The organism is Rhizobium deserti (assembly GCF_004358025.1).
In the GTDB taxonomy this organism is placed as follows: Bacteria; Pseudomonadota; Alphaproteobacteria; order Rhizobiales; family Rhizobiaceae; genus Neorhizobium; species Neorhizobium deserti.
Genome location: NZ_SMTL01000006.1, coordinates 76,340 through 88,959 on the forward strand (window position 1 = coordinate 76,340; position 12,620 = coordinate 88,959).

At 56.0% G+C, this 12,620-nt stretch carries 11 protein-coding genes; 6 read left to right on the plus strand and 5 right to left on the minus strand.

Translation table 11 applies throughout. The annotated features are described in order from the left end of the window. The 5 genes from E2F50_RS18985 (at position 1) to E2F50_RS19005 (ending at position 5,592) form a co-directional block, all read left to right on the plus strand. Positions 1 to 1,005, plus strand: coding sequence for a FecCD family ABC transporter permease (locus tag E2F50_RS18985; protein ID WP_425375406.1), 1,005 nt, complete (start codon positions 1 to 3; stop codon positions 1,003 to 1,005). Further along, a complete protein-coding gene (locus E2F50_RS18990) occupies positions 1,005 to 2,042 on the plus strand; it encodes a FecCD family ABC transporter permease (RefSeq protein WP_425375400.1) in 1,038 nt (345 codons plus the stop codon). Before E2F50_RS18985 ends, E2F50_RS18990 begins: the two co-directional genes overlap by 1 nt. Beyond that, positions 2,039 to 2,842, plus strand: coding sequence for an ABC transporter ATP-binding protein (locus E2F50_RS18995; protein ID WP_133317760.1), 804 nt, complete (start codon positions 2,039 to 2,041; stop codon positions 2,840 to 2,842). The genes E2F50_RS18990 and E2F50_RS18995 overlap by 4 nt, the downstream gene beginning before the upstream one ends. A gap of 111 nt (positions 2,843 to 2,953) precedes the next feature. Next, on the plus strand, positions 2,954 to 3,562 hold the full coding sequence (locus tag E2F50_RS19000) for a J domain-containing protein (RefSeq protein ID WP_133317761.1): 609 nt from the start codon (positions 2,954 to 2,956) through the stop codon (positions 3,560 to 3,562). Between the two features lie 224 nt (positions 3,563 to 3,786). Beyond that, entirely contained in the window at positions 3,787 to 5,592 is a 1,806-nt protein-coding gene (locus E2F50_RS19005) for an alpha/beta hydrolase family protein (protein WP_133317762.1), read from the plus strand. 32 nt (positions 5,593 to 5,624) lie between these two features. Here E2F50_RS19005 and E2F50_RS19010 read toward each other — a convergent pair whose 3' ends face one another. Both E2F50_RS19010 and E2F50_RS19015 read right to left on the minus strand, forming a co-directional pair. Then, positions 5,625 to 6,395: a polysaccharide deacetylase family protein gene (locus E2F50_RS19010; protein ID WP_133317763.1), complete on the minus strand. Its 771-nt coding sequence runs from the start codon at positions 6,393 to 6,395 to the stop codon at positions 5,625 to 5,627. A gap of 63 nt (positions 6,396 to 6,458) precedes the next feature. After that, positions 6,459 to 7,577: a glycosyltransferase gene (locus E2F50_RS19015; protein WP_133317764.1), complete on the minus strand. Its 1,119-nt coding sequence runs from the start codon at positions 7,575 to 7,577 to the stop codon at positions 6,459 to 6,461. Between the two features lie 115 nt (positions 7,578 to 7,692). On the opposite strand from E2F50_RS19015, the gene E2F50_RS19020 reads away from it, so the two are divergent. After that, complete coding sequence (locus E2F50_RS19020; RefSeq protein WP_133317765.1) at positions 7,693 to 9,117, plus strand: lipopolysaccharide biosynthesis protein; 1,425 nt, start codon at positions 7,693 to 7,695, stop codon at positions 9,115 to 9,117. 47 nt (positions 9,118 to 9,164) lie between these two features. Here the strand turns inward: E2F50_RS19020 and E2F50_RS19025 are convergent, their stop codons facing one another. Genes E2F50_RS19025 through E2F50_RS19035 form a run of 3 tightly spaced genes read right to left on the minus strand, consistent with a single transcriptional unit; the run spans position 9,165 to position 12,620 of the window. Then, positions 9,165 to 10,208, minus strand: coding sequence for a glycosyltransferase family 4 protein (locus E2F50_RS19025; protein WP_161974242.1), 1,044 nt, complete (start codon positions 10,206 to 10,208; stop codon positions 9,165 to 9,167). Positions 10,209 to 10,212: 4 nt separating this feature from the next. Continuing rightward, positions 10,213 to 11,583 carry an O-antigen ligase family protein gene (locus tag E2F50_RS19030; protein WP_133317767.1) on the minus strand — a complete coding sequence of 457 codons (1,371 nt, stop codon included), beginning with the start codon at positions 11,581 to 11,583 and terminating at the stop codon, positions 10,213 to 10,215. Further along, complete coding sequence (locus E2F50_RS19035) at positions 11,565 to 12,620, minus strand: glycoside hydrolase family 5 protein (RefSeq protein ID WP_161974244.1); 1,056 nt, start codon at positions 12,618 to 12,620, stop codon at positions 11,565 to 11,567. The genes E2F50_RS19030 and E2F50_RS19035 overlap by 19 nt, the downstream gene beginning before the upstream one ends.

Below are 12,620 nucleotides of genomic sequence, written 5' to 3' on the forward strand. Positions count from 1 at the left end.
ATGCCGGGCATCGCCAAGCGTACCCGCAGCGTCTGGCTTCTTGTCACGCTCGCGCTGCTGGCTGTGCTATGTGCCTTGTCGGTGACGATCGGCACGCGCGATGTCGCTTTCGCCGATATCATCGCAGCGCTTCAGGGTCATGTCGAGACGATCGGTCAGGCGGCGGTGGCCCTGCGGATTCCACGTACGCTGCTTGCCTTATTGGCCGGTGCCGCGCTCAGTCTTGCTGGTGCTGTCATGCAGGGCGTGACTCGTAACCCTTTGGCCGACCCTGGCATTCTGGGCGTCAATATGGGGGCTTCGCTCGCCGTGGTGATCGGCGTTGTTTGGTTCGATATCACATCCGCTTATGCGTTTATCTGGACAGCCATCGCAGGCTCGGCAGCCGCGGCCGTCTTCGTTTATACGATCGGTTCTCTGGGGCGTGGTGGGGCAACGCCACTGAAACTGGCGCTGGCCGGGGCAGCCACTTCAGTGGCCTTTTCCTCGCTGGTCATCGCCATTGTACTACCTCGCAGCGACATCGCTGGGGGAATCCGCTCGTGGCAGATCGGCGGCGTGGGCGGAGCCACCTTCGAGCGCATCTCACCCATGCTGCCGTTTCTCCTTGTCGGCTTTGCCGTCAGCCTGCTGTCGGCTCGCAAGCTGAATTCGCTTGCTCTCGGTGATGAACTCGCCAGTGGCCTTGGTGAGCGCGTCGCTGTCGCACGCGCCACGGCGGCATTTGGCGCTATTCTCCTCTGCGCTGCCACCACTGCCGTTTGCGGGCCCATCGGCTTCCTTGGACTGGTCGTCCCGCATGTATGCCGGCTTCTTGTTGGGATCGACTACCGCTGGCTTTTGCCGTTTTCTGCTTTGGGTGGCGCCTGCTTGCTGATTGCAGCCGACGTCGTCGGCCGCATCGTTGCCAGGCCCGCGGAGCTCGATGTGGGCATCATCACCGCGCTCATCGGGGCACCCTTCTTCATCTGGGTCGTCCGCCGCCAAAAGGTCCGAGAACTTTGATGGTGACATCCTCTACCCTTGAGATCATCGTAGCGAGCAGGCGCCGGCGCCAGAAAAAATACGTTCTGGTGGTGGGCGCGCTTGCCGTGCTGCTCGTCTTGATCTTCGCGATCACCTTGTCAGTGGGCCATTCCTTCACCCCGCCTGGCGACGTGTTGCGTGTGCTGATGGGGGAGGCGGTACCCGGCGCAAGCTTTACGGTTGGGCAGCTCCGGCTGCCACGGGCACTGCTCGGTCTGCTTGCCGGACTGAGTTTCGGATTGGGCGGCGTCGCTTTCCAGATCATGCTGCGCAATCCGCTTGCTAGCCCCGATATCATCGGCATCAGCTCCGGGGCCAGCGCTGCGGCAGTCTTTGCCATTGTCGTCCTGTCGCTGAAGGGGCCGATCGTCTCTGTGTTGGCCGTCAGTGCCGGTCTCGGCGTAGCGCTTGCAGTCTACGGACTATCCTTCCGAAACGGCGTGGCGGGAACGAGGCTCATCCTTGTCGGGATCGGCGTCTCAGCCATGCTGGAGAGCGTTGTCGCCTATATCCTATCGCAGGCGCCGGCTTGGAGCCTGCAGGAGGCGATGCGCTGGCTGACAGGCAGTGTCAACGGCGCGCAGCTTGACCAGTCCGCTACGTTGGCGATCGCACTTGCTGTCTGCGGCGGACTGTTGCTCAGCCGGGCACGCGACATAGAAGCGTTGCGACTGGGGGACGATATGGCGGCGGCCCTGGGCGTTCGAGTATCCGAGACCCGGATGATCATCATCGTTACGGCAGTGGGCTTGATCGCTTGCGCAACAGCTGTAACCGGCCCGATCGCATTCGTGGCATTCCTGTCGGGTCCGATCGCCGGCCGCATCGTCGGCGACAGCGGGCCCGTCCTTCTTCCCGCAGCTCTTATTGGAGCAGTTCTGGTTCTGGGAGGCGACTATGCCGGTCAGTTCCTTCTTGCCAGCCGCTATCCGGTCGGCGTGATAACGGGGGCACTCGGAGCACCCTATCTGATTTATCTCATTATACGCGTCAGCCGGGCCGGAGGCTCCTTATGACCACCCATTCCTTGATCGTTACCGGCCTTGCCGCCGGGTATGGTGACAGCGACATCCTGCACGATCTCGACCTGACCGTTCCTGCCGGCAAGATAACAGCCATTGTCGGCGCCAATGCCTGCGGAAAGTCCACGCTTCTGCGCGCAATGTCCCGCCTTCTCAAGCCGCGGGCCGGTCAGGTACTGCTCGATGGCAAATCGGTGCACAAGACGTCCCCAAAGGAACTCGCGCGTACCCTTGGACTTCTGCCGCAATCGCCGATTGCCCCGGAAGGCATTACCGTCGCCGATCTCGTCAGCCGCGGGCGGCATCCCCATCAGGGCTTGTTTGGGCGCTGGACGCGGGAGGACGACGAGGCTGTCAGGGCGGCCCTTGATGTGACCAAGACTGGGGACATTGCCGAGCGAAACGTCGATGAGCTTTCCGGCGGCCAGCGGCAGCGTGTCTGGATTGCCATGGCGCTTGCACAGGAAACGGAGGTCCTGCTGCTTGACGAGCCGACAACCTTTCTGGACATCAACCATCAGATCGAGGTGCTGGATCTGATGACAGACCTCAACCAGACCCGCGGCACCACGATCGCCATGGTTCTTCACGACCTCAACTTGGCTGCACGCTATGCCGACTATCTCATTGCGATGACAGCCGGGCGCGTCCATGTTTCGGGATCGCCGGAAACCGTTCTGACCGAGGATAATGTGCGGCAGGTCTTCGGCCTCGAAAGCAGGGTTATCGCCGATCCGACATCCGGACGGCCCATCATGCTGCCGCTCGGGCGCCATCATGTTACGCAAGCATGATGGTTGCGAAGAGTGTCCTCAGCACCAAGGGCAATGGTTGATGAGAGCGTCAGCTTCCGATGGCAATCGTTAGTTCTTGCCGAAGCGAGCCGCTGAGTCCATATAGCCGCCATGTCTCAAGATTCGAAAATATTCGTACCGCTCAGCTCCGGTCGTAAAAAACCTGCTGCCGCCGCCCCGCTTTCGGGCCCGAAATGCCAGTGGAAGGATTGCGAAAAGAGCGGCGCGCACCGTGCCCCTGTTGGGCGAGATGCTGAAGGATTGTATCTTTTCTTTTGTACGGAGCACGTCAAGGCATACAATCGCGGCTATAATTTCAATCCGGATCTGTCGGATCCTGACGTCGCGCGCTATCAGAGGGAAGCTGCGGCGGGCGCTAGGCCCAGTTGGGGAAGCCAAGTTCGCCAGGCTACCGAACCGCCGCTTCCATCCAATGAGCGGTCTGGCTCTGCCAAGGCGATCAATGCCCGCAAGAATGCGGCCGAGCGTCAGGCAGCAAGGGTCGAGGCGCAAACACGAAAGCTGAAGGTACTGGAAGCTAAGGCGTTCGAAACGCTTGGTCTTTCTGCAGACGCGACGCCTGAAGAAATAAATCGTCGCTACAAAGAGCGCCTGAAAATGTATCATCCAGATGCCAATCAGGGACAGCGCTCGGCTGAAGACCAGCTCCAGGCGTCGATCGAGGCACACCGAATCCTCAAGCTGAACGGCTTCTGCTGATCAGCCTATCCAAGATCCCTGTGTGTATATCGCAATCAATTCCGCCTGCTCGCGCACGACAAGACGCCGAGCAGTAGGCTCATTGCTATTCTGAAGCTGAGAATGCGCCAACTCATTCACCATCGGTGAAGATAACTCTGCATAGTAGGACAATGTGAAGGACTGATGGCTAATGCTGCCGCGATCCGTTGGATGCCGATAGTTCCGCTTCAAGAAGATCCTAGATGAAAAAAACGGCGCTGCTGAACAAGAAAGATGCTGCCGATATACGGTCTTACCAGCGATCCGCATCCACGCCAGTTGTCTTTGACAACATCATTGGTCTATATCATCCAGTTGGAAGCGCCGCACATGCCGGTACTGCAGCGCTTCTCCTCAGCCCATGGGGTCTTGAAGAGCTTAGCACCCGCAAGTTCCGCCGGCTGATCGCTGAGGATCTAGCGGATAAAGGCATCCCCAGTTTACGGTTTGACTATCCTGGCACGGGGGATGCCCTGGATCCGCCAGACTTCGAAGATGGCCTCGACATCTGGGAGAGAGGCGTTGTTGCCGCTGGTGAATATCTGGAAAGCCTCGGACACAGCCGCCTGGTCATTATTGGTCAAGGGCTAGGAACAGCTTTGGCATTGGGTGCTGCAAAGCGCCTGCGCAACGTTGACGGCATCGCTTTGCTGGCACCTGTTCTAAATGGCCGCAAACACCTTCGCGAACTCAGCATCTGGGCCAAAGTCGTCAACAGCTATACGAACCTTAGAGATGATGACCGCCTTGAGGGGCAATACACCATTGCCGGGCTCGTCATGCCGGCCGAAATCGCTGCGGATATTCGCAAGATCAACCTTCTTGAAGAGCAGGATTTACCAAAAGCAAACTGGCTTTTATTCAACCGCATCGATCCTGATTCAGCGAAGCTTGCTTCTCAGCTTCGCTCTCGGGGGGATAAGGTCGAAGAGCACTTGTTCTCCGGTTATCAAGAGTTGATCGCCAATCCTTTGACCTCACAGGTTCCGAGCGACGTCATTCCGGTTCTGTGTGAGTGGGCCGATCGACTGAAAAATGAGCCGACCCCTTGTCATGATCTATGGACTTCACCTGCGATCATGGCCTCCCCGCTGGCCGGTAACGGCTTTGCGGAAACTCCTATCCGCTTTGGCGACTATAATCGCCTCTATGGAGTTCTCTGCCGCCCGACCGGCGCGCGTACCAGCGCGACCGTGGTTTTCTTAGGGTCAGCTTATGATCGCCACTCAGGCTGGGGACGCCTCACGACGGAGACTGCCAGAAACCTTGCTCAGGTTGGGATTGCTTCCTTGCGGTTTGATTGTGCCAATGTCGCAGACAGCCCACCTTTAGCCGGCGCTCCTTCGCAAGTTCTTTACGATAAAACCCAGAACCAAGATGTTTCAGCGGCGCTGGATTATCTCCGAGAGAACGGCTTGTCGCCTGCTATCGTCGTGGGCCGCTGCAGCGGCGCCTATTTGGCTTTTCAAAGTGCCTTGCAGCGCGAAAACGAACTAGGGGGTGTCGTCGCTGCAAATCCCTTCACGTTATATTGGGATCCGGAAAATCCGCATGATCTGGTCTCGACGCCACAATCTCTCGAAAACTACGGCCGCAAAATCTTTCAACTTCAGACTTTCAAGCGCCTAATCAAGGGCGACATAGACCTCCAAAAAGCTGCACAAAATTTTGCTACTGCCATTGGCCGCAAGGTCGCCGCCGGTCTGCAGGCTCGGCTGCCTGCCCAACTGCTTCAGCCGCGCGAGAAAAGGCTAATAGGCGATTACTTCCAGTGTATGTCCGACAATGCCATTGCTGTTGATCTCCTTTATAGCGCAGGAGATGTTGGACTTGAAAATCTGACACGCCACTTTCGGGTGGACGGTAGAGGTTTGAAGCGATTCAACAACATCACAGTCACTGTGATCGACGGCGCTGATCATAATCTCACGCCGGCTCATGCACGGCAGATGTTCCAACACCACGTCATAGAAATGGCCTCGAAGTTCAAGGTCGGCCATTCTTCTTAGACATTGTCCGACGTCGAGCATCATGAGAGATGCTACCGATTGATGCGCGCCAATACCTCCGAAACGGTCGCAACTTCCAGCCCCCGCCGGCGTACCAGTTCGACGATTTGCTTAAAATAACCAGGCGAACACCCAATATTTGACGGATCGGGTTTGACGTCATGGGTATAGAAGATGACCCATGCCTTTTTTATCTCGGCCTGATCCAGAACGCGGCCCATGCTCGCAAGCGTGCTGCTGCAATCGTAAAGCTCTTGGGCCTTGAGGTGCGCTAGATCCACAATGCCAGTGTTCAGTCCGGTTTGGATCCCGCGCAATCCAGCAAACTGATTTCTGATGATAAACTTCGAGCGCAGATCTAGCTTGCCGAATGGATAAGCGAACGAGGTAGGATCTCGGCCGTCGGTCAACTGCGCGATCTCGGCTTTGTTTTGCGCAAGGTCCGCAAGCAGCGCCTGCCCCGGCGTTTTGTGTACGTCGATATGCTTATGGGTATGGGCGCCAATTTCATGACCGTTGAGAAACAGATTGGACACAAGATCAGGGCCGGCGATCTTCTGCCCGTTCTCAAAACGGCCGGCAAGCCAACCCGCATAATAATAGGTACCGCGCATGCCAGCATCTTCGAGAATCGGTCCGGCAGCCTCGGCTGCTGAGCACGGAAAATCGTCGAATGTGAAGGAAACTACCGGCCGATCCAATTCCAGCCTATATGGACGAAATGGCAGGATGCGTGACATCCGGCGCGAAGGACCGCGAAGAAACTTGTCTTTCAAGCTTTCTATAGTTGTAGCGGAAGTCATTGAACAAACGCGTCCCTCTATGCCCCGCCCATAACGGCGGCAACCTAAGGTACATTGTTGCAACTAATGAAAGCTTATTCCCTGAAGATTTAAAGCGTTGAGGAATGCCTTAGCGGCATTCTCTACTGTGAAATCGGCGGCACGCTCTTTACAAACCCTTTCATCATGAGGCCGCCCTAAATTGGCTGTGATTGCCCTTGCGAGCGCTTCCGGATCATCAACCGGAACAAGTTCACCGCACCGGCCATTCTGCAGGATTTCCCGCGGCCCATAAGGCGCATCGGTCGAGACAACCGGCAGCCCCCAGGCAAGCGCTTCGATTATCGCATTGCCCAAGCCCTCATGTCGCGATGCGGATACGAAGATGGCTGCTCGCCGCAGAAACACGCCAGGGTCGTTTTGAAACCCGACCAGTTGCACGGTATCTCTCAGACCCAATGTCTTGATCTGGGCTTCGAGATCCGGTCGAGCGGGGCCCTCACCAACGATAACCAGTTTTACCGGAGCATTTTGTTTAACGAGAGCAACTGCGCTGAGAAGGACATCGAACCCTTTTTCTTTCGACAATCTACCCACTGCAACCAGAAGGTCCGGTTCGACGTCGCGGTTCAACGCATTCAGTATAACATCCTTGGACTGGGTTAGAACGGCATTGGATCCAAGTACCACTGCCCGCTCTTGCAGTACCCTGAAATGCTGCACCAGGTCACGGCGCACCGGCTCAGTCAGTGCGAGAACGAGATCCGCTTTAGGATAAAGCCAAGGTGCCAGGCGATACGCCAAACGGTTTTGAATATATGGATCCGTCGTCTTTGCCTGCATAGGACTCGCTACTTCCCGCAGAACAAGACGGGGGCGCCTTTCGCTGGAAAGAAACCGTGTTGCAGCGACGGCAAGCACATTCCCACTCGCTTCAGAGGCGACCAAAACGGCAGGTCTTGCATCCGCTATTGCCGAGCGAACCGCTGGTAAAGCGAAGGCCATTTTCAGCTTTTGGCCTCGGCCTAGATCCCGGATGTCAACGCGGGGATCAACGAGCGAGCGAAGAGGTCCATTCGCGTCGAGAACCAGAATGCTGACTGACCTGCCTAGGCCAGCCAAACCGTTTGCCAGAAGGACTGCATCGCGTTGTGCTCCTCCGCCAGAAAACGCGCGTATCAGGAAACAAACGTCATTTGTCATTCAGGTCTATCGCTCACATTAAGCCTAAACTTAGTCAGTTGGCAGACGTCGGCTTTGTGACTGGCAACCCCGCCCTGCCTGTTATACGGAACCATGTTGAATTGGGGATACCCGGGTGAAGGATCTATTTTCGTCAATCTATCTGGTTTCGAGGATAGCATCTGCAGTTCTGAACCTCGTGGCGATTGCCATCTTTACCCGTCTCTCGAGCCAAGAAGTATATGGCCAGTACCTCATCAGCTTCGCTTACGGCTTTATAGTTTACAGTCTGGCAATCCAGTGGCTGATAAGTGCTCACTTTGGTCAACAATCCCGGCAGGATCCCGGGAAGATTGCGACGACGGTGGTGGTGCTGGCTGTGCTCTCGGTAATTCTGGGGGCGAGCCTGATCGGTTTGGCGGTAGCCATAAACCTTATATCCGGAACGACCGGCTTCGGTTGCGCCGTAGTTTTGCTTGGGCTGGCCGTTTACTTTGTCACAAGCGAAATCGGTCGCTCCCAACTTCTTGTCATTCCAGTAACGACGGCTGCATTCTTGCGTAGTGGGCTCACGCTTGTGTTCGGCTCTTGCGCATTATGGATATTCCACTCCGCTTCTTCGCTGCTGCTCGCCGTTTCGGTCGCACATATATTGGCGTCAGTGCCGATTCTGATGGCGCTCCGCCGATCCATCTGGACAGCAGGCTTTGAGTGGCCCTCATGGGCAACTTACCGACAAATCTGGTTGTATAGTTGGCCGTTGATCCTGGCAGGCGGCGCCGCTTCGGTTGCCGCCAGTGTGGATCGCATTGTACTTGAGCGGTTCTTCGGGCCTGCGGAAATAGCGTCCTATGGCGTCATCCTCGACTTCATCAAACAGAGTTTCATTATAGTCGGCGAGAGTGTAGCAATTTCCTATGTTTCTGTGGCCAAAGCTAGTCACGGGGATAGCGATGAAGAGAAGACAAAGGAAATGCTGGCGAAAGCCTTTGTAACGATTTCATTTCTTGCAGCATTCGGGATCACGTTTTTCCTTCTTCTCGGTGGATCGTTGTTTCCGCTTCTGCTGGGAAAAGCCTATCTCGGCGCCATGTCGATCATTCCGTGGCTGGCCGTGGCCAATGCTTGCCTGATATTACGAGCCTATTATTTCGCTCAGGTAATTTACTTTACCAAGACAGCTCGACTAGAGTTGGTCTCGACTCTCGTAGCGCTCGTTATCAGCATTGGCCTTAGCTGGTGGCTGATCCCATTGTTCGCTGTAACTGGAGCGGCTGTCGCGTTCACGCTAGCTCAGATCGGAGCTTTGCTGAGCATGCTGCTCGCGCCGAGCACTCGCCAAACAATGCCAGTCGATTTTAACCGGCTGTCCATCATTATTATCGTGGCTGCTGGCACCTTGGCTGCCGGTCTGCTCGTCCGCTCTGCACTACCGGAAGGCATTGCTGCAGCGATTAACTTAGCACTCATGGCAGCCGTCGCGAGCATATTGCTTGTACGGTGGGACCTGTTCGACGCTGGGATAATCTGGCGAAGATTGAACCGCGCACTCTTCTCATGAGCCAATGAACAGGCGGATCTATAGATCGTCACTGCAAGTCCGGATGATCACGATTGAAGTGCCTCTAGATATCGTTGGACCATTTTGTCTGTTCCGTAGTGGGCACGCGCTGCTTTGGCCACATTCTCAAGCTCTTGAGCATCAGGCGGCTCTACCAGCATTCTTTCGATCAACTCGCCGAATGCCCCTGCGTCCCCCACAGGATGAAACATTAGCGTGCGTTTTCCGCCCGCGGCGCCAAGTACCTCTCTGAGCACGGGGAGGTCGCTAGATACGACGGGGAGCTGAGCCATTTGCGCTTCGACGGCTGCCAGACCAAAAGTCTCCCAAGTGGAAGGAGACACGTAAACATCCGCTATAGAAAAGATGTCACCTAACTCGTCACGCCGGACGGAGCCTAAAAGGTGAAACCGCTCACGAACTTTCAGCTCGAGTGCAAGCCGCTCGAGATCCCCTCGCAAAGGCCCTTCCCCGGCAACAACGAAATGGACATCAGATAGGTAAGGAAGCGCTTGCAATACCGTCTCATAGCCCTTCTGTGGCGCAAGACGTCCTGCCGCCACCAGAACCCTAGCCGTCGGAGGCATTGCCAACAAATCTTTCCATCGTTTTTTCTTGGTTGCATCCGGTACCGGCACGACACCATGCGGAATGGTGCGGATACGCTTTTGAAAACCCGGCGGAAAGTCGGAATACGCTGCCGCAGTCGCGGCCGAATTGGCGATGATCTGCGTATATCCTCCCGATGCGCCGGCCACCTTATCCATAACGCGCCACCGGCGTCTGATCGCGCTTGGCATAGCAGTCAGGTGGGACAGGCGGTTTCGCACTCCAGCAATGGGACCAACCAGTGCCATGATCAGGCCGGCGGCTGCATGGTAGGAAAAAATCGCGTCATAATTTCCAGAGAAAACCCGACCGATGACGTAAACTAGGTGCGATACGCGCTGGATGGGGGATCCGGTTCCTATCAGGGCCATGGTCTCGGCCTCGATTCCGTACGGCTTGAAACCGGCTTCTACGGTTTGGGTGAGGACCTGTACCCCGCCCGGCTCGTCACGCGAAACAAGCTGCAGAACGCGTCGCGGCATCCCGCTACTCATGCCGCTCACCGATTGCTTTCGACCAGGCATGCAAGCAGCCGATGGCAACTAGAAAAGTGTACCAGATCGGATTGCTTCGGTTGAACAAGATCGCTTCTAGCGAGGCATTCATCAGTCCAAAGAGCCAAATATTGGTGAGAAAAACCAAGAAAGCGCGTTCGGCTCTACTGTTCATTTGCGCCTTGATCTTCCGCATTTGGCGGAACGGCAGAACCACCGTCCAAATGATAACAAGCACCAATCCCAGAAGCCCCCCGGAGAGGAACACGTCGAGGAAGCCATTATGCGCATGTGAAAAGGTCGTCGGCAAAGATGAAGCTGATGTAACTCCATAAGCCATCCCGAGATCCCAGAAGATCATGTAACCATAACCGAAAATGGGGGCTCGTGAGATTGCCTCTATAGCGATCTCCCACGCATCCGTTCGCCCCGTGAATGTCGGATCGGGAAGCACCGATTTGAAGAAGCCTGCCAGCGACGGAGCTAACACACCTCCAAGCGTGAAGAAGACCATCAAGATAATGAGGCCGTAGGCTAATATAGCGCTTAGTGCGCGTGACCTCAGCCAAACAAGCAGCATACCACCGAATAGCGAGGGCACCGTGATAAGAATTGAAGTCTTGCCTTCGGACATGATCAGCAGGCCCACCGAAGAAGCGACCATCGCTATGCCCCAGAGGGGGCTAGTGGTACGTGATAGGAGGACACCCAGAAAAATGAACAGGGCCGCCATCGCGGACAGGTCATTCTTGTGACCAAAAATCCCGCGCCAGTTCCCCGCAAGTGTCTGCTCGGTTACGTCGCGAATCGTGTGCATCGATAGATCCGGGACGAACAAAACTCCAAGATAGGAAGCAGTAATGACAACCGTCGCACATAGGCCAAGCGCCTGTGTGAAGCTGGTGATGTCTCTAAAAAGCAGAGGCACTGCATAGCCAACCTGGACTGTGATGGCTGCCAGGACCAGCCTGTTCAACGCCAGCGATGGATTGGCAGAAACGAGACTTGTGAGAGCAGACCAACCCAACACCGCTAATATGACCGGCACCTTCGCCAGATCGATAACGTGACCCTTCTTTCCATCGGCGCAAAGAAACGCAACAACAAGGGCGGATATCATCAACGTCGTGTATTTGCGCAGATCGTTGGATTGAATTGCATCCTGGACCGCGCTGAAGTCCTGAAGACTGCGAAAGGGTTGCAACTGCGTCCAGAAAGCGAGAGTGGCCACGATAAAGAGGAGCCAGCCCAGGAGGGACATGGCATCAACTCTGGCCATGCTTTCTAGAACAGGCCTGTATGGACGAAAAACTCTTTCAGGCACGGCGCGCTCTTTTCGAAGGGCTAGGTTCTGATCTTCCATGCATCGAACCGATAGGCGTTTCTCAAGGTCTTCTGGACAAACAGTCCGAATTCCGACGGTCGGTCGTCCTTGTTCAAAAGATTGGGCATGGCGCCCTGGCTGAAACACCAGGCGGTGTGGTTCAGCCCGTATTTCTCGAGGAAATTTTCAACGAAAGGACGACCGAAATCGTCCACTGTTCCTTGCAGATCATCTTCGCAGTCTGGACAAAATCCCCACTCGGTCACGACAATCGGTTTCACGTGCTGGAGTTCACCCAAGGTGGCTACCCGCGCGGCAAAGTCGCCACGTTCTGCGTTCGGGTACGAATGCCATACGTAAGCGGTCCGAGCATCATCGATCAATAGATCGCGCACACCCACGAGATCGTGAGACCAATAACCACCGGCACATAGCACGATATTGTCCGCATCATTCCTAATAATCTTGATCAGGTCTGTCCATGCACGGTGGAAAATCGGCCAATGCTGCCCAGTCGCACGCCAAAGACGCTCCTCCGCGACAGGCTCGTTCCACAATTCAAACATGACATGTGGATCAGCAGAATAGCGGCGAGCCATCTGCTGCCAGAAACCTGCTGCGTCTTTTAGGCTTGATAATGATATGTCGACCGGCAGGCCCCATTCAGCTGGAACCAAAGGCTCGTAATAGCCTGGAAAGCCGATTGCATGCCAGTCGATGATAACAACCAGATGTTCGGCGCGTGCCGCCGCAACATCCCGCTCCAATGCACGCGTGGTGCCAGTCGGGTCTGATCGCCAATGCCCTGGCAAGACGCTGATGCGCACACAGTTCGCGCGCCACTCTTCCGCTATGATTTTATAATCCTCGACGGAGCGATTGGCTCGGATATACAGCGGGTCGCCAACGGCAATTCCGGTCAAACGAAGCTCGCGACCGGCATGGGTAAAACGGTTACCGTCGATTTCGATCCGTGGCAGTGATTTGTCTGCGGCATGAGACGAAACCGCACTCAACAGCGACACGGCACCCAAACCACCCAATACCTCTCTGCGAAGTGGGTTCTTTTTCTCCAT

Coding starts and splice junctions, on each gene's coding strand:
- E2F50_RS18985 (WP_425375406.1), top strand. CDS start 1: ATGCCGGGCATCGCCAAGCGTACCCGCAGCGTCTGGCTTCTTGTCACG.
- E2F50_RS18990 (WP_425375400.1), top strand. CDS start 1,005: ATGGTGACATCCTCTACCCTTGAGATCATCGTAGCGAGCAGGCGCCGG.
- E2F50_RS18995 (WP_133317760.1), top strand. CDS start 2,039: ATGACCACCCATTCCTTGATCGTTACCGGCCTTGCCGCCGGGTATGGT.
- E2F50_RS19000 (WP_133317761.1), top strand. CDS start 2,954: ATGTCTCAAGATTCGAAAATATTCGTACCGCTCAGCTCCGGTCGTAAA.
- E2F50_RS19005 (WP_133317762.1), top strand. CDS start 3,787: ATGAAAAAAACGGCGCTGCTGAACAAGAAAGATGCTGCCGATATACGG.
- E2F50_RS19010 (WP_133317763.1), bottom strand. CDS start 6,395: ATGACTTCCGCTACAACTATAGAAAGCTTGAAAGACAAGTTTCTTCGC.
- E2F50_RS19015 (WP_133317764.1), bottom strand. CDS start 7,577: ATGACAAATGACGTTTGTTTCCTGATACGCGCGTTTTCTGGCGGAGGA.
- E2F50_RS19025 (WP_161974242.1), bottom strand. CDS start 10,208: ATGCCGCGACGCGTTCTGCAGCTTGTTTCGCGTGACGAGCCGGGCGGG.
- E2F50_RS19030 (WP_133317767.1), bottom strand. CDS start 11,583: ATGGAAGATCAGAACCTAGCCCTTCGAAAAGAGCGCGCCGTGCCTGAA.
- E2F50_RS19035 (WP_161974244.1), bottom strand. CDS start 12,620: ATGGAGAAAAAGAACCCACTTCGCAGAGAGGTATTGGGTGGTTTGGGT.